This window comes from Floricoccus penangensis (genome assembly GCF_001832885.1).
GTDB classification, from domain to species: Bacteria; Bacillota; Bacilli; order Lactobacillales; family Streptococcaceae; genus Floricoccus; species Floricoccus penangensis.
Genome location: NZ_MKIQ01000001.1, coordinates 19,494 through 46,326 on the forward strand (window position 1 = coordinate 19,494; position 26,833 = coordinate 46,326).

General features: G+C 31.1%; 19 protein-coding genes and 1 pseudogene. 17 read left to right on the plus strand and 3 right to left on the minus strand.

Annotated features, from left to right (window positions below; all coding sequences use genetic code 11):
* Nucleotides 1-17: 17 nt before the first annotated feature.
* The 11 genes from BG262_RS00150 to BG262_RS00200 all read left to right on the plus strand — a co-directional run bounded on the left by BG262_RS00150 (nt 18) and on the right by BG262_RS00200 (nt 19,387).
* Nucleotides 18-1,289: a S1C family serine protease gene (locus tag BG262_RS00150; protein WP_070786867.1), complete on the plus strand. Its 1,272-nt coding sequence runs from the start codon at nt 18-20 to the stop codon at nt 1,287-1,289.
* Nucleotides 1,290-1,397: 108 nt separating this feature from the next.
* Nucleotides 1,398-2,195, plus strand: coding sequence for a ParB/RepB/Spo0J family partition protein (locus BG262_RS00155; RefSeq protein ID WP_099098709.1), 798 nt, complete (start codon nt 1,398-1,400; stop codon nt 2,193-2,195).
* A gap of 383 nt (nt 2,196-2,578) precedes the next feature.
* Complete coding sequence (gene dnaA / locus BG262_RS00160) at nt 2,579-3,952, plus strand: chromosomal replication initiator protein DnaA (protein WP_070786868.1); 1,374 nt, start codon at nt 2,579-2,581, stop codon at nt 3,950-3,952.
* A 165-nt stretch (nt 3,953-4,117) separates the two neighbouring features.
* Nucleotides 4,118-5,260 (plus strand): DNA polymerase III subunit beta, encoded by a 1,143-nt coding sequence (gene dnaN, locus BG262_RS00165; protein ID WP_070786869.1) that lies wholly within the window; start codon nt 4,118-4,120, stop codon nt 5,258-5,260.
* Nucleotides 5,261-5,328: 68 nt separating this feature from the next.
* Nucleotides 5,329-8,652 (plus strand): ATP-dependent nuclease subunit B, encoded by a 3,324-nt coding sequence (gene rexB / locus BG262_RS00170; protein ID WP_070786870.1) that lies wholly within the window; start codon nt 5,329-5,331, stop codon nt 8,650-8,652.
* On the plus strand, nt 8,639-12,298 hold the full coding sequence (addA, locus tag BG262_RS00175; protein ID WP_070786871.1) for a helicase-exonuclease AddAB subunit AddA: 3,660 nt from the start codon (nt 8,639-8,641) through the stop codon (nt 12,296-12,298). The genes rexB and addA overlap by 14 nt, the downstream gene beginning before the upstream one ends.
* A gap of 78 nt (nt 12,299-12,376) precedes the next feature.
* Nucleotides 12,377-12,574: a DUF951 domain-containing protein gene (locus BG262_RS00180; protein ID WP_070786872.1), complete on the plus strand. Its 198-nt coding sequence runs from the start codon at nt 12,377-12,379 to the stop codon at nt 12,572-12,574.
* 33 nt (nt 12,575-12,607) lie between these two features.
* Nucleotides 12,608-13,726, plus strand: coding sequence for a redox-regulated ATPase YchF (gene ychF / locus BG262_RS00185; RefSeq protein WP_070786873.1), 1,119 nt, complete (start codon nt 12,608-12,610; stop codon nt 13,724-13,726).
* Nucleotides 13,727-13,790: 64 nt separating this feature from the next.
* Nucleotides 13,791-14,363, plus strand: coding sequence for an aminoacyl-tRNA hydrolase (gene pth / locus BG262_RS00190; protein WP_070786874.1), 573 nt, complete (start codon nt 13,791-13,793; stop codon nt 14,361-14,363).
* Nucleotide 14,364: 1 nt separating this feature from the next.
* Nucleotides 14,365-17,922: a transcription-repair coupling factor gene (mfd, locus tag BG262_RS00195; RefSeq protein WP_070786946.1), complete on the plus strand. Its 3,558-nt coding sequence runs from the start codon at nt 14,365-14,367 to the stop codon at nt 17,920-17,922.
* Entirely contained in the window at nt 17,909-19,387 is a 1,479-nt protein-coding gene (locus BG262_RS00200; RefSeq protein ID WP_070786875.1) for an oligosaccharide flippase family protein, read from the plus strand. The genes mfd and BG262_RS00200 overlap by 14 nt, the downstream gene beginning before the upstream one ends.
* Before the next feature lie 27 nt (nt 19,388-19,414).
* Here the strand turns inward: BG262_RS00200 and BG262_RS00205 are convergent, their stop codons facing one another.
* The 3 genes from BG262_RS00205 to BG262_RS00215 all read right to left on the minus strand — a co-directional run bounded on the left by BG262_RS00205 (nt 19,415) and on the right by BG262_RS00215 (nt 22,797).
* Nucleotides 19,415-19,945, minus strand: coding sequence for a helix-turn-helix domain-containing protein (locus tag BG262_RS00205; RefSeq protein WP_070786876.1), 531 nt, complete (start codon nt 19,943-19,945; stop codon nt 19,415-19,417).
* Between the two features lie 65 nt (nt 19,946-20,010).
* Complete coding sequence (locus tag BG262_RS10660) at nt 20,011-20,238, minus strand: hypothetical protein (RefSeq protein ID WP_070786877.1); 228 nt, start codon at nt 20,236-20,238, stop codon at nt 20,011-20,013.
* A gap of 219 nt (nt 20,239-20,457) precedes the next feature.
* Entirely contained in the window at nt 20,458-22,797 is a 2,340-nt protein-coding gene (locus BG262_RS00215) for a 5'-nucleotidase C-terminal domain-containing protein (protein ID WP_070786878.1), read from the minus strand.
* 132 nt (nt 22,798-22,929) lie between these two features.
* Between BG262_RS00215 and BG262_RS00220 the strand changes: the two are divergent.
* The 6 genes and pseudogenes from BG262_RS00220 to tilS form a co-directional block, all read left to right on the plus strand.
* Nucleotides 22,930-23,535, plus strand: a pseudogene (locus tag BG262_RS00220) (ABC transporter substrate-binding protein); the annotation flags it as partial.
* Nucleotides 23,529-24,407, plus strand: a complete 879-nt coding sequence (locus BG262_RS00225) for an ABC transporter ATP-binding protein (RefSeq protein WP_070786880.1) — start codon at nt 23,529-23,531, stop codon at nt 24,405-24,407. The pseudogene BG262_RS00220 and the gene BG262_RS00225, both read left to right, overlap by 7 nt.
* Before the next feature lie 83 nt (nt 24,408-24,490).
* Nucleotides 24,491-24,775, plus strand: a complete 285-nt coding sequence (locus BG262_RS00230; protein ID WP_070786881.1) for an RNA-binding S4 domain-containing protein — start codon at nt 24,491-24,493, stop codon at nt 24,773-24,775.
* On the plus strand, nt 24,750-25,145 hold the full coding sequence (locus tag BG262_RS00235; protein WP_070786882.1) for an FtsB family cell division protein: 396 nt from the start codon (nt 24,750-24,752) through the stop codon (nt 25,143-25,145). Before BG262_RS00230 ends, BG262_RS00235 begins: the two co-directional genes overlap by 26 nt.
* Entirely contained in the window at nt 25,142-25,435 is a 294-nt protein-coding gene (locus BG262_RS00240; RefSeq protein WP_070786883.1) for a S1 RNA-binding domain-containing protein, read from the plus strand. The genes BG262_RS00235 and BG262_RS00240 overlap by 4 nt, the downstream gene beginning before the upstream one ends.
* Nucleotides 25,436-25,614: 179 nt before the next feature.
* Nucleotides 25,615-26,832 (plus strand): tRNA lysidine(34) synthetase TilS, encoded by a 1,218-nt coding sequence (tilS, locus tag BG262_RS00245; protein WP_143602618.1) that lies wholly within the window; start codon nt 25,615-25,617, stop codon nt 26,830-26,832.
* Nucleotide 26,833 lies beyond the last annotated feature (1 nt).

A 26,833-nucleotide genomic window follows, 5' to 3' on the forward strand; every position in this document is an offset into this window, starting at 1 on the left:
AATAACAAGGAGATAATATGGCAAAAAATAATTTCATTGGTACTGTCTTAGCTGGTGTGGCAGGTGGTGCTCTTGCACTAGGTGGAAACGCTGTTTATCAAAATAATTTTGCAAATACACCCAGCACAACTACTACTACAACAACAAATAATGGAAAATCAACTACCAAAGTATCATATGTTGTTGAAAGTGATACAACAAAAGCAATTGATAAGGTTTCTGATGCAGTCGTATCTGTTATCAATTATCAAAAGAAACAATCAGGAACTTCACTTGAAGATTTTTTAAATGGTAATTTTGATCAAAATGGCAATGATGATGCAAAAGAAGAAGAAGCTGGTGAAGGTAGTGGTGTAATATATAAGAAAGATGGAAAAACTGCCTATGTGGTTACTAATAATCACGTAGTTGAAGGTGCTAGCAGTTTAGAAGTAATGCTTTCTACAGGTGAGAAAGTTAAGGGTGAACTTGTAGGTAAAGATGCATTTAGTGATTTAGCTGTTATCAAAATAGATGGTAGTAAGGTTAAAAATACTGCTGAATTTGGTGATTCTAGTACTCTTAAGGTTGGTGAACCCGCAATTGCTATTGGATCACCTCTTGGAAGCCAGTATGCAAACTCAGCAACTCAAGGTATAATTTCAAGTCTAAATAGACAAGTAACTTCACAAAATGATAATCGTGAAACTGTAAGTATTAATGCAATTCAAACTGATGCTGCTATCAATCCAGGTAACTCAGGAGGTGCTTTAATTAATATTAAAGGACAAGTAATTGGGATTAATTCAAGTAAAATCGCATCAACCTCATCTAGCGTAAATGGAATTTCAGTTGAAGGTATGGGATTTGCTATTCCTTCAAATGATGTCCAAAGTATTATTGATAAATTAGAAAAAGATGGACAAGTGTCTCGTCCTGCTTTGGGTATTGAGATGAAAAATCTAGCTGATATCCCTAAAGAGTCTATTGATAAATCTCTTAAACTTCCAGAAGATGTTACAAGTGGTGTTGTGGTAACAAATGTTCAATCTAACATGCCCGCTGAAAAAGCTGGTTTGAAGAAATATGATGTAATCACTAAATTAGGTGATGTAGATACCCCAACTTATATTGAGTTACAATCTGCTCTCTATAAATTGAATATCGGAGATACAGTAAAAGTTACTTATTATAGAAATGGTAAGAAGGAAACAACAGATGTAAAACTTACTGAATCAAATAAGAATTTGAAACAATCTCAAAATAGTAATGACCAAAAGCAAGATAATAGTAACAGTGGTCGAAACTAAAAAATATTTATCGAGCGGTCCTAAAGGGCTGCTTTTTTTATTATAAAAAATTTTAATTTGTTTCACGTGAAACTTGCCTTTATAAAATCATTAACTTAAAATTAAGATATGAAAAATGATGAAATCAATGAAGAAATTAAAAAAATAAAAATATCTGACATTACGGCCAATCCATATCAACCTAGATTGAATTTTAACGAAGAAAAATTGGAAGAATTAGCAAAATCAATCAGAGAAAATGGTATCTTACAGCCAATAATTGTTCGCAAATCAGGAGTATTTGGTTATCAAATACTTGCAGGAGAGAGACGATTTAGAGCATCAATTATTGCAGGATTAGATGAAATTCCCGCAATAGTAAGAGAGATTAGTGATCAAAAAATGATGACTCTGTCCATTCTTGAAAACCTTCAAAGAGATGATATGACAGCAATTGAGGAAGCAAAAGCTTATAAAAATTTAGTTGATAAAACAGATATGACTCATCAAGAAATTGCACAAACCCTAGGAAAATCAAGACCATATGTTTCAAACATGATTCGTATACTAAATCTTCCTATGAGTATCCTTAGACTATTAGATGAAAACTTAATAAGTCCTGGTCACGCGCGTGTACTTCTCTCACTTGACAATAAAAATGACCAAGAAAAAATTGCTAAACAAATAATCACAGATAAAATTTCAGTCCGACAATTAGAAAATATTGTTTCATCCATCAAAGAAAAAAATAACCAAGAAAAAAAATCGAAGAATAAAAATATTTTTTCTAAGGAAATTGAAGAAATATTATCTCGAAAATTTGGTATCAATGTATCGATAAAAAATAGTGGTAATTCCAAAGGAAAAATCGAAATTCCTTTTTCAAATTTAGAAGAATTGAATCGAATTATAGACGATTTACTTTGAATATTATAATCAACAAAAGTATCCACAGGCTAAATTCAGCCTGTGGATACTTTTATTTTAATATACAATTATTTACACAAAAAAAGCTAAATTCACAGGCTGTTAGACTTTTTTATCCACAAGTTGTTAAAAACTCTTGGAACCCTTTAATTTACTGAAATTTTTATACACATTTTACTGTTAATTGATTAGTTATTTTGGATAGTTATCCACTTTATACACAACTATTAATTTTCATCCTAAAATACTGTTAATTTCTTATTCACAATTTATTTTTCCTGTGGATATATTTTAAAATAAATAGTTTTTCTTTCTAAAATATGTGGATAACTTTTATAAAAAGTGTTATCATAGCTATACTGATTTTTTATGAAAGGAGCACCATGACTCTAGATAATCTCGAACAACAGTTTTGGAATAGAATAAAGGAACTGGCTAAAGAAAATATCAAGCCCGCTGCCTATGATTATTTTATTGAGTCTGCCAATTTGCTTTCAATTCAAGATAATGATGCTAAAGTGTTAGTACCGACAACCTTCCACGAACCTTTTTGGCGCAGTCAAGAAGATTTAGTTACCACTGCAGGTTTTGAAGTATACGGTGATAAGATTTCTTATAGTATATTTGCAGCTGAAAAGACATCAGATGAACAAATAGCTGAACTAAGTGGTAGTTCAATTTCAGAAGATGGCCAAGAACAGCTCAAACCAACAGTCACTCAAAAGGAAGATACTGGCATTAAGTCTGACTACACTTTTGAAAATTTCGTTCAAGGAGAAGGAAATAAGTGGACTCTAGCAGCTGCTATTGCTGCAAGTGATTCACCTGGTAAACTTTATAATCCCTTATTTATATATGGTGGGGCAGGACTTGGTAAAACTCATCTAATGCATGCTATCGGTAATGAAATATTAGAAGATAATCCACGTGCAAAAGTTAAATATGTATCAAGTGAAACATTCGTTAACGACTATGTTAACGCTACACGTAAAAATAAAATGGATGAGTTTACCAAAACTTACCGTAGTTTAGACTTATTACTACTTGACGATATTCAATTTTTCAGTGGTAAAGAAGGAACCTTAAATGAGTTTTTCTCAACCTTCAATGCATTGTATGATAAAGAGAGTCAAATTGTTCTTACAAGTGATAGATTGCCACAAGAACTTAACAATCTAGAAGAGCGTTTAGTTTCTCGTTTCTCATGGGGACTAACTACGGACATTACACCTCCCGATTATGAAACACGAATGGCAATACTACTTAATCTTGCTGAAAAATCTGAAATTCATTTTGATGATAAAACGCTAGGATATATTGCTGGTCAGATTGACTCTAATATTCGTGAGCTCGAAGGAGCATTCAATAGGGTAGAATTTGTTACTAAAACTAGTGGCGTATCCTCAGCAAATATTGAGATGGCAGAAAAAGCTCTCGAAGGATTGAAAGCCAAAAGCGCAATAGCTACAAAAGTAATAACTACAAAAGATATTCAGTCTGCAGTTGCTAAACACTATCGCATTACTCGTGATGAGATAGTAGGTAAGAAAAGATTAAAGCAAATCGCCTTTCCAAGACAAGTAGCAATGTACCTAACAAGAGAACTAACTGATAGCAGTCTTCCAAAGATAGGTGCTGATTTTGGTGGTAAGGATCATACTACAGTAATGTATGCCTATGATAAGATAAAAGACATGATGAAAATTGATGCTGAACTTCAAAAAGATATTGATAGCATTAAAAGTAATTTAAAATAACTTGGGGATAAGTCCTAAAGTTATTCCAAAATTATCAACAAGTAATCCACAGGGATAAGCCCTTTTAGTTTATAGGTTTTTATTACTTATCCCACTTATCCACAGGACTTATTACTATTACTATTTTATTTATAATATTAATATATATATAAGGAGTTTGAAAATATGATAAATTTTTCTATAAATAGAACTGCATTTCTAAATTCATTAAAAATTGTAAAATTAGCAATCAGTTCTAAGGTTGTTATTCCAGCATTATCTAAAGTAAAAATTTCAGTTGATAATGAAGGTTTAACATTAACAGGTTCAAATGGTCAAATTTCTATTGAACACTTTTTACCAGTAGCAGATGAAAATGCTGGTATGGTTGTTAATGGAAGTGGAGCAATTTTATTAGAAGCAGCTTTCTTTGATAGCATTGTATCTAATTTGCCAGAAGTAACTTTTGATTTTAAAGAAATCGAGCAAAATCAAGTTTTGATAACTTCAGGAAAGTCTGAAATTACACTTAAAGGATTAGATTCTGAGAATTATCCACGAATCCAAGAAATTTCTACTGAAAATCCATTAAAAATTAATGTTGGCCTTTTGAAAAGTATCTTTTCAGAAACTTCATTTGCAGCAAGTACTCAGGAAAGTCGTCCAATCTTAACTGGTGTCCATCTATTATTACTTGAAAATCAAAAACTTAAAGCAGTAGCAACTGATTCTCACCGTTTGAGCCAAAGAGTCGTTACTCTTGAAAAATTAAGTGAAAATTTTGATGTAGTAATTCCTAATAAATCAGTTAATGGATTTAAGAGCGTATTTTCTGATGATACTGATGAAATTGAAGTTTTCTTGTCTGATAGTCAAGTATTATTTAGAAACGATACAACGAGCTTCTATACTCGTCTAGTAGAAGGAAATTATCCAGAAACTAATCGTCTTATCCCAAATGATAGCGACTATACATTAGATTTAACTTTTGATACTGCATCACTTCGCCATACAATGGATCGTGCTCGTCTTTTAAGTAGCGCTACTCAAAATGGTACAGTTAAATTAACAATTGAAAATGATAAAATCATTGCTTCTGTTAACTCACCAGAAGTTGGTAGCGTTCATGAAGAGATTGATGCTATTAAATACGAAGGTGATGATCTTGTAATAAGCTTCAACCCTCAATTTATGATTGATGCATTAAAAGTTATCCAAGAACCAGAGGTAAGAATTAGATTTATCTCAGGAGTTCGACCTTTTACACTTGTTCCAAATAGTGAGAGCGTTGATTTCATCCAATTGATCACCCCGGTAAGAACAAACTAAAATTTTTATTATAATGTGTTAAAATAAGGCTAAGAAACTAGTCTTATTTTTTTCGTAGTGAGGTGCGCATGAAGATAGTATATACAGATATTTACAATGATTTAACTAAGGAACTTCTTCGAATATCGAAGGAGGCTATTTCTGCTGGGAAAAAAGTATTTTATATTGTCCCTTCATCACTTTCTTTTGACAAGGAAAAAGAAATTCTAGAGCGTTTTAATAATGGAATTGATACTTCGTTATTTGATTTAACAGTTACTAGGTTTAAACAACTACCTTGGTATTTTGTAAAAGATGCTGATAATGAGGACAAAGTTGAACTTACAAATGTAGGGAAGGCTATGTTATTCAAGCGCGTGCTTTCAAAGTTCACAAAAGATGAACTTCCTTTGTATTATTCAATGGGTTCTAGTTCAGGTTTTCTAGATTCACTGGTTAATCTTCATTCAGAACTGGAAAAATCAAATTTGACATCTTCTGATATGGTAGAAGCAAATGGTGGTGAGAGGATAAAGGAACTTGCCTTAATCATCGATCAATTTGATCTTGAACTTTCAGAAAAATATGCAAATTATTCGAAAATTGACGAATTTATTGACAATATAGTAAATGATAAATTTACAAATTCTTTACAAAAATCAATTTTTATAATAGATGGCTATAGTAGATTTTCAGCTGAAGAAGAGAGTTTAATTACTGTATTAGATAATAAGAGCTCAGACCTTGTGATAGGTGCATATATGAGTGAAAAATCATATAGATCAGCTTATATACAAGGGAGTGTTTATCAAAATACCATAGAAATGGTTAATAGGTTTAAAAATCAATATTCAGCAGAGGTTTACAAAATAGTAAATGAAAATGTAAATAATTATTTTACAGATGTTTCAATAGCATGGGAAAACGAGAATGATCCAACTTCGACTGATGAATTTAAGTTTGAAATACCCAAAAATGAAGAAAATAAACTAAGAATTTGGAAAGTAATCAACCAAAAAGAAGAAATTGAATATGTTGCAAAAGAAATAAGACAACTGTTAAGTAAGGGTGTAAGATACAAGGATATTCAAGTTTTAGTCGGTGATGCAGAAAATTATAGAATAAAGTTAGAACAAATTTTTTCACTTTATGAAATTCCTTATTTCTATTCACTTGAAGAGCTTATGAAAAATCATCCTCTTATAACTGTAATTGAGTCTTTAATTAGAATTAAGAAGTATAATTATGAATCTAATGACGTAATTAATCTTTTAAAAACTGAGATGTACAAACCAATTGATTATTCATTAGATGAAATTTATGATTTTGAATTTTATATTGTAGCAAATAAAATTAGAGGAAGAAAAAAATATTCAGAAGAGTTTAATGGAAGATTTGCTGCTGAAAATATTGAAGAAAAAAATAGTTTAAGAGAAAGTTTACTTGGAGATGAGTCACCGATTCAAAAACTATTAAGCAATAATAATAAAAGACTTGCAAAAACATTAATAAATGATTTCAAATCATATTTAAAAGAATCACGTATTGATGAAATAATGGAAGATCTATTTAATCAGGCTGAAAATGACAATGATTTTGCATTAGCAAATAGGCATCAACAGGTATGGGATTTAATGCTAGATAGTATTGATGAATTCCTTCAAGTTTTTGAAGGTGAAAAAATGACCATGCTGGAGTTCTTGGAGTTACTATACTCTGGTCTTTCAACTGCAAGTTATCGAGGAATTCCGGCTAATGTTGACGTTGTAAATGTTAGGGATTATGAATTAGTAGAGCCTAGAAGCTCCAAGTATGTGTATGCAATCGGATTAAGCCAAGCAAACTTTCCAAAACATAAGATAAATTCTAGCCTCTTGTCGGATGAGGATAGGGAAAATATTAATAAAAGTATTGAAGACACGAGTAAAAAAACAGCAAATAAGAGTAAATTTATTGAACAGCCAAGCTTTACAAGCAACTCGAAAAATATTTACAATGCTATGTCTTTATTCAATTCTGCAACTGAATCTTTAGTACTATCATCACCACAGCTATATGATGTTAGCCAGGAAGAAGTATCTCCTTATATATCATTTTTAATTAACAAAGGTGTAAATGTTGAAGTAAAGAAAGGTGTAAATTTAAAGTCAAGTATTGAGGAAATAGGAAATTATAGAGGCTTGCTTTCTAATATTGGTAAACTAGAAAGACAGATGAAAGATGATACTAGCAATAATCAAAATGAAGACAGTAATTCTGCTTTCTGGAGTAGTATGTTTAGAATAATAAAAAATGATAAAGTTTATAATAGTATTATTCAAGCTAATGTTGATGATATTGTTCCAGTTAATCTTTCCATTGATGTTTTAGAAGATATGTATGAAAAGAATATCTATGCTTCTGTTTCATCATTTGAAACTTTTTATAATTGCCAATATCAATATTTTATAAATAACAGTTTACGATTACAAGAGCTTGAAACGATTACTGTTGATTCAAGAACTTCTGGTAATTATTTTCATGAAGTTTTTGAGAATTTGATGAAATCTTATCCAACAACTAATGATTTCGACGAAAAATTGACACAGTCTTTACATAAAATTTACAATGAAAATAATTACAAATATTATTTTCAAGATGAGACTGGAAAGTACGTTTACAATAGGTTGAAAGAAATAATTTTTCAAACAGCAACAATGCTTAAAAAGGTTATTAATAATGAGTTAATAAGTCCAGAGGAGTTTGAAGATACTTTTGGTTTTCCTGGGTCAAAACTCTCGGATTATTCAGTGAAAATTGATGAAAATCATCATCTTAAATTACGTGGTAAGATTGATAGAATTGACAAGATAGTTGACAGTATAGGAGTAGTTGATTATAAGTCGGGAAATCTAGATTTTGATTTGAATAAAGTATTTAACGGTCAAAGTTTGCAATTTATGACCTACTTGGATACTTTAAAAAATAATTATAAAAGTCCTATTTGGGGTGCAACTTACCTTCAATTAAAGAATTCAGTTATAAAGTTGAATGATTTACCTGAACTAGATTTATTGCCGGTATATCTTTTAAAAAATATGTTATATAAAGGAGTATATAACTCAGAGGAATCAATAGAGTTAAGAGATACTAATTTATATAACATAAGTAAAAATAACTCATATTCAACTTCTGAGATTGACAGTTTAATTCAACATAATGAAAAGCTATATAAAAGTGCAGCAAATAAATTAGTAACTGGACAGTTAGCAGTAAATCCAGTGGTGGAAAAAGATGTTGCGGTTGGTTGTAGATTTTGCAATCTAAAAGCTATATGTAAATTTGAGCCAGATATCCACATGAAATATGGTAGAAAAATTATTAAACAACCAAAAGACGCGATTTTTGAGGAGATAGCCGATGACAGAGATTAAGCTTACTAAAGAGCAGAAACAAGCAATCTATGATTCCGGACAAAATATATTGGTATCAGCTAGTGCAGGTAGTGGTAAAACATTCGTAATGATTGAAAGAATAATCAATAAAATACGTCAAGGCGTAAGCATTAAGGATTTATTTATTTCAACTTTTACTGTAAAAGCTGCAGAAGAATTGAAGACAAGACTTGATAAAAAATTGAAGGCCGAACGACGTAATACAAGTGATATAGTAGAACGTCAGAAATTTACAAGAGCTTTACAAGAACTCGAGAATGCTCATATTGGAACAACAGACTCATACACAAACTTCTTACTTAAAGAATATTACTATACGATTGATCTTGATCCTAACTTTAGATTAATGGTTGATAAGGCAGAACAAGACTTACTAAAAGAAGAAGTTTTTAATGAGATGTTTGAGTCTTATTTAGCAGCGGATGAGAAAATAGAAGATTCATTAAAAGTATCAGTTGATAACTTTACAGCATTGTCAAAAAATTACTCAAATGATAGAAATACAAATGGATTCAGAGAAGTAATTTATCAAATCCATTCATTTGCTGAGAGTACTGAAAATCCATTAGAGTGGTTAAAAAACGATTTTTTAACTGCTAGTAAACTATATAAAAGTAGTGAGGATTTACCATCTGATTTAATTGATGATGTAAAGTCAGACTTGTATATGTTTATACATTTAATGGAAACTTCATCAGAGAATGGGCTTTTTTCTGGAAAAGCTGCTAAGGAAAATTCCGAGAATTTTTTAGCACAAGCACCTTTACTTTTGAAATTATTAGAAGAAAGACAGATTGCGAAATTTGCTGAAGAATTTTCAGCTATGAAATTAGATTTTCGTTTTGGTAAATCAAAAGACGAAGTCTTAGTTGAATTACAAAATGAATTTAAAAAAGTCAAATCAGCATTGGTAGGAAGTCCTTCAAGTCCTGGATCAATTCGTAAGTTTACTAATTCCTTTAAATACGCGAATTTGATAGAAGAATATTCTGATATGTCATATCAGTTAATGCAGGATTTACAGAAGGTATCAATATATTTTTATAAAATATATTTAGAGAGAAAGTTACAAGAAAATACTTTAGAATATGCGGATATTAATCATTTGGCGTTAAGGATTTTGAAAGAAAATGAAGAAATACGTTTACACTTTGTTGACAAGTATAATGAAGTAATGATTGACGAATATCAAGATGCTAATAGGGTACAAGAAGCACTATATCAATTAATTTCTAACGGTCATAATCTATTTATGGTTGGTGATATCAAGCAGTCAATTTACAGTTTCAGACAGGCTGATCCACAGTTATTTTTATCAAAGTATATTGCATATCAGAGTAATGATGCTGATGGTGAGTTAATAAGACTTAAGGAAAATTTTAGAAGTAGGACAGAGGTTCTTAATTTCACCAATAATTTCTTCGAGAGTATAATGGATAAAAACTTGGGAGAAATGGAATACGGATCAGAGGAAAAATTAGTATTTGGTTCAAATGAATTTCCTAAGGATGAGGAAGTTGACAGCTACCCAGAACTTTTACTTTTTTATGATAAGGAGGCTGGAAGTTATAATACTGATGAAAATGAATTTGTTAGTCAAAATGAGCTTCTTGTTACTGCAGAAAAAATAAAAGAACTTGTAAAATCAGGTGTAAAGTATGATGATATTGTAATTTTGGTGAGAAGTAAATCCCATAATAATGAGATTGAGGATACGCTAACTAGTCTTGGTATACCTGTCGTTTTAGATGAGGGAAGAAATAATTATCTTGAATCTATGGAAGTTAAAATCATGCTTGAAACTTTACGAGCAATTGACAATCCTTTACAAGATGTCTCTTTCGTGGCACTTATTAATTCACCTATGTTTAATTTTAACGAAGATGATTTGATGCGTATCTCTTTACAGGATAAAAAATTACCTTTTTACAGAAAATATCAACTTGCTTTAAATGGTTTGGGGCAAAAATCTGAACTCGTTAGTTCATCTTTGCGTCAAAAGTTAGAGGACTTTAATGATAAGTTTTCGAACTGGATAGAGATGGCAAATAAGGTTAGTTTACATAATTTAATTTGGAAAATTTATCAAGATACATATTATTATGAGTATGTGGGTGCCATGAATAATGGTGCATTGAGACAGGCAAATTTACAAGCTTTGTCAATAAGAGCAAATGATTTTGAAAACAATGGTTACAAGGGTCTTTACCGTTTTGTTAAGATGATCGATAACTTTTTAGAACAAAATAATGATCTTGCAAGTGTAAATGTTGAACTTCCTGAAAATGCTGTAAGAGTTATGACCATCCATAAAAGTAAAGGACTAGAGTTTGATTATGTTTTTCTTTTAAATTTACAAGTAAAATTTCAACAACGTGATCTAACATCTAAATTAATCTTATCTCGTGAAAACGGTGCTGGTACTCAGATGATTGTTGATATGAAAGATAAGGTTGAAACAGACTTCCCGTATGCATTAGTCAGTTTGGAAACTGTTACATATATTGTAAATCGTAATGATAAACTCAAGGCTTCATTATCAGAGGAAATGAGAGTTCTTTACGTTGCCTTTACCAGAGCTGTAAAGAAACTATATATGGTAGGTAGTGTAAAAGGTAAGACTCCATTTGCAAAGTATGACAATTCTGTACTTGAAGCTGGTATGTTAGATGTGAAGTCAAGGAAAAATGCCAAGTCATATCAAGATTGGTTGCTTAGTTTATTAAGTGCAAAAGAGGAAGAAAACTTTACTGACGCACTTGAAAGCAAAGAATTTATTTCAAATAAATTGAAGTTAGCATTTAAATTATTTGATAATGAAATGTCAATTATAGAGGAGCAGTCTACTATTCCCAATCAAGAAGAAAATAAAGTATTTGAAGAGTTTAAAGAAGAAATAACAATATTTGATAACGAGACTCTTGTTGCTGATAAAGTTAGGGAAGCTAGAAGAATATTAGATTCAACTGACGAAGTCAATTCTAAATATGCAAATGCAATTGAACTTCCAACAATTCAAACACCAAGTCAAATTAAAAAGCGCTATGAAAAAATAATTGATATTGATGGGATTGCACAAGATAATTCTAAATCAAATGGTAAATTTGAATTATCTCGTTCGGATTCTGTGTCAGCAGCTGAATTAGGTAGCGCAACCCATGAATTAATGCAGCAGGTTAACCTTAATGACACTAGCATGGAAGGTTTGACAATAGCTTTACAGAAGGTATCTGCTAGAAATTCTGTAAAAGAAAAAATAAATTTGAAAAAAATATCAAATTTCTTTGATACTGAACTTGGAAAATTAATGATTGCTAATCAAGATAAGTTAACTCGTGAGGCACCATTCTCAATGCTTAAAACAGACAGTGATTCGGAAGAACAATATTTGATACGTGGTATCGTAGATGGTTTTTTAAAATTTGATGATAAGATAATTCTTTTCGATTATAAGACTGATAGGTTTACACGTGATTCACAAGTTTTAGATATTGAACAAAGGTATGAAGTTCAAATGAATCTTTATGCTGATGCCTTAACTATGAGTTACGGCATTGATCAAATTGAAAAGTATTTAATTCTATTGGGTGGAACAAAGGGTATTATTGTCCGTAAATTACCTTAGCCAAATGTCTGAAAAATTGCTTTTTTAACCATTATATAGTAGAATTATTAGTGCTAAAAATTTGAGGAGGCTTTGTAAATGTATGATTTAGGTGATTTTGTTGAAATGAAAAAACCTCATGCTTGTACGGTAAAATCGACAGGTAAGAAGGCTAATCGCTGGGAGATCATAAGACTTGGTGCAGATATAAAGATTGAATGTACTAATTGCAATCATATAGTTATGATGAACCGCCGTGATTTTGAGAAGAAATTAAGTAAAGTTTTAGATAAGTAAATTAAAATAAAGTATAGTAAATAGGAGAAAACAATGGCTTTAACAGCTGGTATCGTAGGTTTACCAAACGTAGGTAAATCAACACTTTTTAATGCAATAACTCAGGCAGGTGCAGAGGCTGCAAACTATCCTTTCGCAACAATTGATCCAAACGTTGGAATGGTTGAAGTTCCAGATGAACGTTTACAAAAATTGACTGAACTTGTAAAACCAAAGAAAACAGTTCCAACTACTTTCGAGTTTACTGATATTGCAGGTATCGTTAAAGGAGCAAGTAAAGGTGAAGGTCTTGGTAATAAATTCCTAGCTAATATCCGTGAAGTTGATGCTATCATCCACGTTGTCCGTGCTTTTGATGATGAAAATGTAATGCGTGAACAAAACCGTGATGCAGAATTTGTTGACCCTATGGCTGATATTGATACAATCAATTTAGAGCTAATCTTAGCTGACCTTGAGTCTGTAAATAAACGTTATGCAAGAGTAGAAAAAGTTGCTCGTACTACTAAAGACAAAGATGCTATTGCTGAATTTGCTGTTCTTGAAAAAATTAAACCGGTTCTTGAAGATGGAAAATCAGCAAGAACAATCGAATTTAATGAGGATGAGCAAAAAGTTGTTAAGCAACTATTCCTATTAACTACAAAACCTGTATTATACGTAGCAAATGTTTCCGAAGATGAAGTCTCTGATCCAGACGCAATTGAATATGTAAATCAAATTCGTGATTTTGCAGCAACTGAGAATGCTGATGTAGTTGTTATTTCAGCAAGAGTTGAAGAAGAAATTGCAATGCTTGATGAAGATGAAGAAAAGATAGAGTTTCTTGAAGCAATTGGTTTGACAGAGTCTGGTGTAGATAAGCTTACAAAAGCTGCATATCATTTACTAGGTCTCGGAACATACTTTACAGCTGGTGAAAAAGAGGTTCGTGCATGGACTTTCAAACGTGGAATTAAAGCTCCACAAGCAGCTGGTATTATCCATTCTGACTTTGAAAAAGGTTTTATCAGAGCAGTTACGATGTCTTATGATGATCTTTTACAATATGGTAGCGAACGTGCTGTAAGAGAAGCTGGTCGTTTACGTGAAGAAGGTAAAGAATATATTGTCCAAGATGGCGATATCATGGAATTTAGATTTAACGTCTAAAATAGCTAACAAATATAGGTTTACACTTGTGTAAACCTTTTTGAAATTTATAGGTAGGTAAGAAATGACAAAAATGATAGTTGGTCTGGGAAATCCAGGTGATAAATATACAGATACTAAACATAATATAGGTTTTATGGCTTTGGATATGCTTGCACAGGAATATGGCGTTAGCTTTACACGTGATAAAACATTTATTGCAGATACTGCATCTACTTTTATTAATGGTGAAAAAGTTTATTTAGTAAAACCTGTTACTTTTATGAATGAATCTGGTAAGTCAGTTGGTCCATTACTTTCATATTATGGTTTGGATAATTCAAATTTATTGGTTATCTATGATGATCTTGATATGGAAGTTGGTAAGGTTAGACTTAGACAAAAAGGTTCGGCAGGTGGTCATAATGGAATTAAGAGTATTATTGCTCATACTGGTGATTCTAATTTTAATCGTATAAAAGTCGGTATTGGTAGACCGAAAAATGGTATGAAGGTAACAAGTCATGTATTGAGTAAATTTGATGCTGATGATCAACCATCAGTTAAGCAAGGTCTAGATAAAGCTATTCAAGCTAGTGATGACATTGTTCGAACAAATGATTTTGTTGCTGCTATGAACAAATATAATGGTAAATAATATGAACATTATTGATTTATTAAATGAGGATAGAAATTTACAGGCTTGGGAATCAAGGTTTACAACCTTGTCAAGAACACTACTTTTGGGATTATCTGGAAGTATTAAGAGTCTTGTTATGGCCAATGCCTATGATAATGATCCTGACAAATATATATTAATCACAGATACCCAGTATCATGCTAGTGAACTTTTTGACGAGTTGGGAAATTTACTTGGTGAAGATAAAGTAGTTCAATATTTTTCTGATGACAATGTATATGCTGACTACGCTATTGCTAGTAAAGATAGGGTCACATATAGGTTGGAAGCCTTGGAATTTCTAATTGATCCTAAACGTACAGGATTCTTTATTACCCCTCTTTTGAGCCTTAGAGAGCTACTACCTTCAGTAGAAAATTTTAAAGGTGCTTTTCAGGAGATCAAGGTTGGTCAGGAAGTTGATTTAGATAGTCTTGCCGATCAGCTTGGCCATATTGGATATGAAAGAACTCAGAGAGTAATGACTCCTGGGGAATTTTCGCGTCGTGGTGATATTTTAGATTTATATTCTCTTGATGCAGAACATCCTGTAAGAATTGAGTTCTTTGGGGACGAAATAGATGGTATAAGGTATTTTGATGTTGAGACACAAAGATCAGTTGAACAACTTGATTCTTTGGTTATTAAACCTGCAAATGACTTTATTCTGTCTGATGAAGAATTTGATAAAGGTGTAAAGAAACTTTACAAGGTAATTGATAAAAGTGACGATGATGTCTTTAAATCATATCTTGAAGAGGTGGTTTCAGCAGCATCAAATAGATATTATCATCAAGATTTACGTAAATTTGCTGAATTCTTTTATAAGAAGGAAACGACTTTATTTGATTATTTTCCCAAAAACGTTCAATTTTTCTTAGATGATTTCCAAAAAATAAATGAAATGAATAATAAAATTAGTCTTGAATTAGCTGATTTTATATTGAGTGAAAAAAATCTAGGACGTTATGTTGAAGGCCAAAAATATTTAGCAGATAATTTTTCAAAGGTTAGAAATTATAAACCATCTTCTTTCTTTTCTAATTTCCAAAAAGGTTTGGGAAATTTAAGATTTGATGCAATATATAATTTTAATCAACATAGTATGCAAGACTTCTTTGGTCAACTAGGACTTTTAAAAGCTGAAATTGATCGATTTGTAAAAAATGAAAATACAGTTGTTATTGTAGCTACTCCTGAAAAATATGGTAAAATGCTTCAATCTTTACAAGATGTTGACATTAAATTTACGGAAACCAAAGAAGGTGATATTAAAATTAAAGAGGTCAATCTGATCTCTTCTACAGCTATTAGTAAAGGATTCAATTTCCTAGATGACAAGCTAGTTGTCATAACTGAACAGGAAATTTTTGGTAAGGTAAGAAAGAAAAGAATTCGCCGATCTAATAATATTTCAAATGCTGAGCGTCTAAAGGACTACAACGAGCTTGAGATTGGTGATTATGTTGTACATAAGAATCATGGTATTGGTAAGTACATGGGAATTGAGACCATTGAAGTTGGTGGTATTCATAGAGATTACTTGACCATCCAATATCAAAATTCTGATAGAATTTCAGTTCCTGTTGATCAATTGGACATGCTGACAAAATACACAGCTAGTGAAGGTAAAGCTCCAAAAATCAACAAACTTAATGATGGTCGATGGAAACGTACAATGCGTACTGTCAATAAGCAGGTTGAAGATATCTCTGAGGATTTAATCAAACTTTATGCTCTTCGTCAAAGTCAAAAAGGATATGCATTTTCAAAAGATGACGATAACCAATTAGAGTTTGATAATAACTTTGCTTATGCAGAGACTGAAGATCAATTGAGAAGTATTGCTGAAATCAAGAAAGACATGGAAAAAGAACGTCCTATGGACCGTCTTTTAGTTGGAGATGTTGGGTTTGGTAAAACTGAGGTTGCTATGCGTGCTGCTTTTAAAGCAGTGAATGATCATAAACAAGTAGCAGTTCTGGTACCTACTACTGTACTTGCTGAACAACACTATTCAACAATGCTTGAACGATTTAGCGAATTTGGTGTTGAAATTGCAGTGCTTTCACGTTTCCAAACTAAATCACAACAAAAAGATATCCTTGATAAACTTAAAAAGGGAAGAATAGATATCATAGTTGGAACACATAGAATTCTTTCAAAGGACGTTGAGTTTTTCGACCTAGGTCTAATGATTATTGACGAAGAACAACACTTTGGTGTAAAGCATAAGGAAAGATTAAAAGAACTTAAGTCACAGGTTGATGTATTGACCCTAACGGCGACACCAATACCAAGAACTTTACACATGTCAATGCTTGGTATACGAGATCTTTCAGTTATTGAAACACCTCCAACCAACCGTTACCCAGTTCAAACTTATGTAATGGAGACGAACTATGGTGTAGTTCGTGATGCATCTTTACGCGAAATAAGTCGAGGTGGACAAATATTCTACCTTTACAATCGTGTTGACACTATTGAGCAAAAAGTGGCCCAATTATCAGAATTAATTCCTGAAGCACGTATTGGATATGTACATGGTCAAATGAATGAAGTACAACTTGAAGATACTTTACTTGATTTTGTAAATGGTGAATATGATATGTTGGTTACAACAACAATTATTGAAACAGGTGTTGATATCCCTAATGCAAATACTCTCTTTGTAGAGGCTGCAGATTATATGGGACTTTCACAACTCTACCAATTAAGAGGACGTGTAGGTCGTAGTAATCGCATTGCCTATGCATATTTTATGTACGACCCTGATAAGCAGTTATCAGAAGTTAGCGAGAAACGTTTGGATGCCATTAAAGGCTTCACAGAGCTCGGTAGTGGCTTTAAAATTGCCATGCGGGACCTATCTATCCGAGGAGCTGGTAATCTATTAGGAGCTGAGCAATCAGGATTTATTGAAAGTGTCGGGTTCGACCTATACTCACAACTACTTGAAGAGTCAGTTAATAGTCGCCTTGGTAGAGGAAATACTAAGAAAACAAGTAATGCTGAAATTAACATTGGTATTGATGCATTCATTCCAAGCGATTATATCACTGATGAAAGACAAAAAATTGAGATTTACAAACGCATACGTGAAATTGATAGCAGAAAATACTATGAAAACCTTCAAGATGAGCTTATTGACCGTTTTGGAGAATATCCAGATGCAGTCGCCTTCTTGTTAGAAATTGGATTACTCAAGTACTATGCTGATAACGCCTTGGTTGACAGAATGCTTAAACAAAAAGATATAATTGTTTACACCATGTCTATGGCAGCAAAAAATGTTTACCTTCCTCAAGATTATTTTGATGCCTTATCAAAAACTAATCTTCCTGTTAAATTAGGTGAGGAATCAGGAGTTATGGTTCTTCGCTTCGATATAAAAAATAGAAGTGATGCTAATTACCTGTCTGAACTTATTAGCTTTACAGAAAGACTTAGTGAAATCAGAGATGAAAAAGATTCGCTTAAGAAAGTCTCCCAAGAAGAAAATGAATTAGAAGAGACATCAGAGGATGGAAATGATTAGGCGCTTGAAGGGAATTAATATTTTAATAATTTCTAGTTTGATTGGAAAAATATTATCAGCCCTTTACCGCTTTCCTTATCAAAATATTGTAGGTGATTTAGGATTTTATGCATATCAGCAGGTTTATCCATTTTATGCCATAATCACAACATTAAGTTTGACAGCTTTGCCTAATTTTCTTTCCAGCCTATTAAATACATCTGATACAAGTGAAGAAGATGAAAGTCAATTCTTCCAAGTCACTTTGATAATATCTTTAGTAAGTTTCATTATTTTAACGGTTTTATCAATACCTCTTGCAAGAGCCATGGGAACGGAAAAACTAGCAACTTCCCTGATATGTTCAATAACTCCCTTATTGTTAGTCCCTTTCCTCTCTCTTTACAGAGGTGTAAAGCAGAGTCAGTTGGACATGACCACAACAGCAATATCACAGGTTCTTGAGCAAACAATCAGAGTTACAATGATTATTCTTGCAGCTTTAACATTTTTAGTTATTGATGAAGATGTTTACAGAGTATCATCACTAGCAATGCTAGGTAGTTTTCTAGCTGGTCTTGTAACTTTGATATATTTAATATCAAAATCTGATATTAAATTTAAAAATCTTTTTAAAGATTTTACTAATGTAAAGGCGAAATTTACAATCATAAAAAGATTTGGATTATCTTCTCTAGTGTTTGTCTTCTTCATGATTTATATGCTTATTATGCAGCTTATAGATGTCTTCACTGTAAAAGATGCATTAGTAGCTAGTGGTATTTCAAGTGACCAAGCAGAGATTCTGAAAGGAATATATGATCGAGGCCAACCATTTTTACAATTAGGTCTAGTTTTTGTAACCTCAATATTTACAAATGCATTGCCAAGACTTACACTTGATAAAAGTGAGAAAAAAATAAAAAATATTTTTGATTTAACCGTATACCTTTCACTCACCTTAACAGTTGGTTTGATGATTTTACTCCCACAAATGAATCAAGTTTTATTTAAGAGTAATAGTCAAAGTACAGCTTTAATTATCTTTGTTAGTCAGGTTGCATTAATAGGAATTGTTCAATTTTACCATCACTCATTATTTCTTGAAGGACGAAATAGGGAATCGGGAATTATTCTTATCATAGGTTTGGTCCTTAAAATTTTCCTTAGCCCCCTTTTAACAAGGGAAATGGGATTAAATGGTGCTAGTCTATCTAGTGTCATAAGCATATCATTTATTCTGATAGCTTATATCCTCATTAGTAAAAAATTCCCAACTCAAATATTCAATTTAAGATTTATTATTTCCCTAATTTTAATGGCTACAACTTTAATGATTGGATCAAATATGTTCCACGTGGAACACCGTTTTATGCAATTAATTAAGTTAGTAATTATAAGTGGAGTTTCTGCAGGAGTTTTCCTTCTATCTGCCAAGAAATTAAAAGCTTTCTCAAATGATTTGTGGGAAGAATTGGGATTATAAAAAAAAGTTGAGAGAAATCTCAACTTTTTAATTTGATGTAAAATACTCAATAATTTGACCAACTAGGCCTCCCAAAACTGCCCCTAGAAGCATTCCTAATATCATTAGAATGAATAATTTTTTTGTATTTAACTTTTTATTATCAGATTCGTAAATTTCTTTCATAAAGAATAGACTTGATAGTATTATATTTAGTAATATAGCCAACTCATACAAAAGTGCATTTTTAAGGTTAATATTATAATTTATGACTATTCTAAACAAGAGTATTAGTGATAATATACTTGTTATTGAAATTGGAATATACCATTTCTTAAGTTCAAGTCTTCTTTCATTTTTTTTAATATTTTCGACAACATCAGATCCCTTTAATAATACATCATCTAGTGAAAGATTATAAAATTGAGCAAGATCAATCAAGCTTTCAATATCTGGAATTGTTTTACTGTTCTCCCAGTTTGATATAGTTTGTCTACTTACAAAAAGTTTATCAGCTACATATTCTTGTGTATAAGCTTTTTCCAACCGTTTATCTTTCAAAATTTTGCCTAATTCCATTCTCTATATTCCTTATCACCTATTCATTGTTCCATAAAAATATTTATTTCGAAAAATATGCTAAATTATTTAAATATATGACCTGCTATTGCACCAATAATTAAGCCAACTAGGTCTCCAATTATTACCATAATAAAAAATGATTTTGTTTTAAAAGGTAAGCCTTTAATTTTATTCTCCTCTTTGGCAAAATAAAGTATAATAAATAAATTTGCAATCATAATTGCTAAGCATATGACAAAACTAACGATATCAACTTTTGGTGCTGCTAGTATTTTAAAGAGGAGTACCATATTCTTGAGTATAAGCTTTCTCTAAGCGTTTATCTTTTAAGATAGTTCCTAATTCCACTTGTTTAATACCCTTCTTCCTTGATAGATTTATTATCTCAAAATGTAACCAACTGTCTATATAAGTTCTTTTACATATGCCAAATTTAAACGTTAAAGTGTTTCACCATAGTAAATATTATATAAAAAAAGAAGGTGTAATCCTTCTTTTTTATATAAATATTATTGTTTTTTCTTTGAAATAATTATAAGTGATGAAGTTACAAGTATAAGACCTGTTGCTATGATTACATAATTGTTTACATCTCCCGTTTTTGGTAAATGTTTACCTGAATTTCTTTTTGGAACATTAGAATTGTTATCTTCATTTGAACTACTGTTAATTGTGTTGCTAGACTCACTTGTTTGTGTTTGACTCTGTGGATCCTGTGCTTTATTTTTCTTTACAGCATCGTTTACTATATTGTCAATTTCATCTTTAGATATAGAGTTTTTAATTGCAAGAGTGAATTCATCTTTTTGTTTTTTATTTAAATTCTTAAGGTCATTTATTTCTTTGCTTGTTTTTTCTTTTAGTTCTGCTAATTCTTGCTCAAGTGATTTTATTTTATCATCTTGACTAGCATTCTTTAAAATAGCACTAATAGAATCATCAGAGTTTGCTTGTTTAATCTCCTCAATATATTTAGCTTTATCTGTTTCATTGATAATTTTTAAATTATTAATTTCTTTTATTGATTCTAATTTTTTATTTTCAAGTTTAGCTTCAGCTATTATCTTATTGATATCTTCAACTGAGTTGGAAGATTGTATGTTATTAATATATTTTGTTTTAGTATCATCAGTCAGAGAAGAAAGTTCATTAATTGTTTTTACTGCATTTTCTCTATAATCTAAGACTTCTTTTTTAATAGGAATGATTCTTTCATAAGGGAAGGGTTCTTTCCTATCTTCTGATATTTTTCCTTCATATTTTAAATAGTTAGTGAAAACTTCATCCATTGAAGGGCCTTCTTCACGAGCACCACCAAGCATGGTATAACCATCTCCACCTGCTGCTAAGAAATCATTTGTTGTTAAGTAATATGTTTTTTCTAAATTAACATCTTCGAACTGTTTTGATTGTCTATTAAGAAGTTGTACTTTGAGGACGCGTTGACCAGGTGTTTTTTCTTCAGGAACTTCACCTTGTAAATTTGAATCAAAATACACTTTTACAGAAGATGATACTTGCAAAAATCCACCATTTCTATCAAGAGCAGGTTGCCCTTTTTCATCTAGAACGATATTTCCATTTTCATCTTTTAAAGCAATTGATCTTAGAGAATGTTCAAACATGTCATATAGTTGTTGACCATTTACTTCAATTTGTGAAATAGTATTTCCGAAAGGTAGGACTGATAAAATGTCTCCTTTTGTTATAGTTCCTTCTTTAATTGATTGACGTATCCCACCACCATTTATTATTGCAAGATCACTTTCATGTGTAAAGCCAGTTTGTCCATATTGATAAAGAGCATCACCGATTAGATTCCCAAGATTAGTTTCACGAGTTCTGACCATAGCACCTTTTCCTTCAAGGTTTACAGTATTTCCTTCTAAAACTACTTCAGACATATCGTTATTGAAATCACTAGCAACTTGGTTTACAAAGTTGTCAACGTTTGTATTAGCAGGTAATTCTTTTGCCTCTGAAAATGGTATTAATTTTGCATTTATTGAACTATCGGTGTCAGAATATTTAGCTTCAATTTCTCCTACATTATTTAAGTAGTTACCTGTCTGAGCTAAAAGAACATTTCCATATTTTTCGCCATTTGGTAATTCTGTATGCGAGTGACCATCGATTATTACAATTTTGTCTGTTGGATGGTTTTTACTCAATTCTTTGGCAAGAGTTCTACTTTGCCATTCTGTTGGTGTTGTTGCATCTATTCCTAGATGACTAAGAAAAATAAATACATCTGCTTTTCCCTTAAGTTCTTTCATATATTTTTCAGCAGTAGGTATTGGATCTTCAAAGGTTACTCCAACGATATTATTTGGATGGGTTTTAGTTGTAGTTTCTGGAGTTGTAAGTCCAATGATAGCGAATTTTTTGCCATCTTTCTCTATAATTTTATAGGGATCAAAGGATTGTTGACCATTTTTATATACATTTGCTGATACAAGTGGTGTATATTCTTTTAATTTCATTGCCTGGTCATATCCAAAATCAAATTCATGATTTCCTGCAGTAGTAGCATCATAAGGGATCATAGTCATACCTTTAGCCATTTCAATTCCTTTGCTATTATTAGAAATTGGAAGGCCTTGAACTGAGTCACCAGCATCTAGCATTAATGTTGGATTAATTTGATCTTTTAAGCTTTTCAATCGAGCTAAGCCGATTGATTTATTCTTTTCATCAAATTGCATACGACCATGCATATCATTTGTATGTAAAATAGTAAATGAGAATTCTTCAGCTAAGATTGTATTAGAAAATAACAAAGTTGCTGAGCCAATTACTACTATGCCTATGCTTTTTAGGTACTTACCTATACGTTTTTTCTCTTTCATTCCTACTCCTTTAAAAAAATATTATAACAATACTCTAATTATAAGATATAACATTAGCTATGAAAAGCCTTTTATAATAAATTGATCTTAAATTTAACTCTATAGTTCGTATTTTTGGTATATTAATATCTATTTGAATATTTATTAACTTTTACAAATTTCATGCCACAATCTAAAAAGTTTGTTGAAAAAGAAGGTGATAAATGTGGCACAACTTCCGATAAACAACTTTATTCAGGTCCTTATAAATTTGAAGGAAGGAATGGTACAAATGGGTCATTCAAACTTGTTAAAAATGAAAATTATTGGGATAAGGATAGTGTAAAAGCACCAGAAATTGATTTTGAAGTTGTAAAACAACCAGAAAATGCGGTCCAAATGTACAAGCAAAATAAACTTGATTTTGCTCCAATTGGTACACCAGATTTGTACAATGATAATAAAAATGAAAAAGGTGTGAAATATGTTGCAGAGGCAACTACAGCATATATTCAATACTTACAAAATGGTAAAAATAAAGCTCTTTCTAATACTAAGATTCGTCAAGCATTAAACTTAACAACTAATAGGAAAGAATTAGTTGATCAAGTAACTGCAGGTGTTTCTAAACCAGCAACTGGATTAGTACCTGCTGAACTTGCTAAAACAAGTGATGGAAAAGATTTAGCAGAATTTGTTAAACAACCTTATACATATAATGTTGATGATGCTAAAAAACTATGGGATGAAGGATTAAAAATGAAGGAAAATCAAATAAAGTAAAAGCTATTGATAACATCAGTTTTCAAATCCATAAAGGAGAGGTATTTGGATTAGTTGGTGAATCAGGTTCAGGTAAAACAACAGTTGGCAGAACACTTCTTAAGTTATATGAACCAACTAGTGGTGAAATTATTTTTGACGGTGAAGATGTGACAGCATTGAAGAAAAAAGAACTCTTTCAATTCAGGAAAAACGCTCAAATGATTTTTCAAGATCCTCAAGCAAGTCTAAATGGTCGAATGAAGATTAAGGATATCATTGCAGAAGGAATAGATGTCCACAATCTCGCCTCTTCTTCCGAAGAACGAGATAAAATGGTTGATAATCTTTTAAATCAGGTAGGTTTAAATAAAGATCATTCTTCAAGATATCCTCATGAATTTTCTGGAGGACAAAGTCAAAGAATAGGGATTGCTAGAGCATTAGCAGTTGATCCTGAGTTTATAATTGCTGATGAGCCAATATCAGCACTTGATGTATCAATTCAAGCTCAAGTAGTAAACTTGATGCAGGAGTTACAACGTGATAAAGAACTTACATATCTATTTATTGCACATGATCTTAGTATGGTGAAGTATATTTCAGATAGAATTGCTGTAATGCATTGGGGTAAAATTTTAGAATTAGGTCCTGCAGAAGAAATTTATAATAATCCAATACACGATTATACTAAATCATTAATTTCTGCAATTCCGACTCCTGATCCTGAAATTGAAAGAAGTAGGAAAATAGAAGTTTACGACCCAACTGCTGAATTAGATGGTCAAGAAAGAGAAATGCGAGAAGTTAGATCAGGTCACTATGTTCTATGTACTGAATCAGAGTTTTTAGACTATAAGAATGCTTAGTATAAAAAATATCTCATATGTTGAGATATTTTTTATTAAGAATAATTGTTTTTAAGAATAAAAAATTGTGTTATAATCTAGGCATGAGATTAGATAAATTTTTAAAAGTTAGCCGTCTTATTAAACGACGTACAGTCGCTAAAGAAGTTGCTGATAAAGGAAGAATAAAATTAAATGGTGTACTGGCTAAAAGTTCAAGCACTGTAAAATACGATGATATTTTGACTATCCAGTTTGGAAATAAAATAGTTGAGGTACGCGTACTTGAAACTAAGGATAGTACAAAAAAAGAGGATGCAGGCAAGATGTATGAGTTGCTGAGCGAAACGAGGATTAATCAAGATGTCAAAGAAGAAGAGAGTCGTTAGACTTAATAATGATTATACTAACGCTAGTATAGTAAAACAGCAAAATCATATAAAAGAAAAATTACCCAGACGTAAATATATGGGAATTATTTCAGTCATAGCTGTTGTTTTAATGTCTCTTTCTGTGGTAAACCTTGTAAAAAGCTATACAGAGCTTGAGAGCAAGATGAAACTTGAGAAAAAATATACAGAAGAAGATAAGAATTTGGGTGCTTCTCTTGATATGAAAGAAAAACAAGTAGTTAAATTACAAAATGATGATTATGTAGCAAAGTATGCGCGTGTTAAGTATCTATATTCAAAGGATGATGAGCTAGTCTTTACAACACCTGATTTGTTAACTACAAATCAAGGAAATGAAAAAAAATGATTGAAAATCAATACAAAATTTCTAATATAACTAAATTTGGTATATTTGTTGATTTAGATGATAATAGGACTGGTTTAGTTAGATGGTCAAATGTTCCAAAGAATGAGAAGTATCATATTGGTGATTATGTGAGTATCATTATATTAAATACTCATCCAGATGGAAAAATTGACTTGGAGATATCTACTGAAGATTTCAATGATAGGTTTGAAAATTTTATAAGTACTTCATATATTAGATTGGCTGAATTACAAGAGAAAAATAAGCACATAAGAGATTTTATAAAATAAAAAAACTCCAGGTTACTACTTAATCTGGAGTTGAATTTTTTCAAGATATAAAAATTATAATTAAAACTAAATGTTTACATATTTGTTTACATTTATATTTACAAACATGTAAACATAAAATGATAAAATAAATACTATTGGGGGTAATTTTCATAGATAATTTGATAGAAAATAAGTTTTTGGAAGAAGTGAAAAATAATCATTTATTTGATGGTCACTCAAAAGTTTTGATCGCACTATCTGGAGGTATTGACTCACAAACATTATTCAACCTGCTTTACAAATTTAGAAAAGAATTGAATTTAGAGATAGGTGTTGCTCATGTTAATCATAAAGTTAGAGATGAAAGCGATGATGAGGAAAGAATATTAAGACGTAGAATGTCTGAAATTGAAGTTCCTTTTTATTGTGATTGCTTTACAGATGAGTTTACGGAAAGTAAAGCACGTGATTTTAGATATAGTTTTTTTCAAAAAGTTATGGGAGAAAATAATTATACTTGTCTAGTTACTGCTCATCATTCTGATGATGTTGTGGAGACAGTATTTATGCGTCAACTTAGGGGGAGTCGTTTGAGGCACCTCACAGGAATTAAACAGAAACAAAGTTTTGCTAATGGAGAACTCATTCGTCCTTTACTTAATTTTAAAAAATCTGACTTTGATACTAAAGATTACTTTGATGACTATACAAATTATGAAAATGAATATTTAAGAAATCGTATTAGAAATCAATACATTCCAGAGCTAGAAAAAGAAAATCCAGCTTTTAAAAAATCAATTTTATCCTTATCTAAAGAAGTTGAAGCTGCAATGTGTGTAATTAACAATAGTATTAAGAATTTGAATTTTGAAAAAGATAAGATCGATTTAGAAAAATTCTTAAATCAAGACCAATCTTTACAATACTTTATACTGCAAGATTACCTTGATAATTATAAGGATATTAGTATTGGGCGAGATCAATTTGATCAACTATTACATATAATTAGAAAAAGTGGACAATTTAACCAAAGGATAAATAAAAATTATTCCCTAATAAAGGATGATAAGAATTTTTATCTTACATCAGATAGTTTACCTGAATCAAAGGTAGAATATGAAGTTTCAAGAATCAAACCACAAAATCTTAACTATAAGGAAATTTATATCCCAAAAAATGCAAACTATTTTGTTCGAGGAAGAGAAGAAGGCGACCGTATTTTGTTAAACGGAATCAATAAAAAGGTCAAGAAATACTTTATTGAACAGAAAATTCCTTTAAAAATGCGAGAAATGGCTCAAATGTTAGTTGTTGAGGGCCAAATCTATGAAATTTTGGGAATTACGACAAGTGATTTGAGTAAATCGCTTAAAAATGCTAAAATGAATGATACTTTATACTATTTTGAAAGGTAAG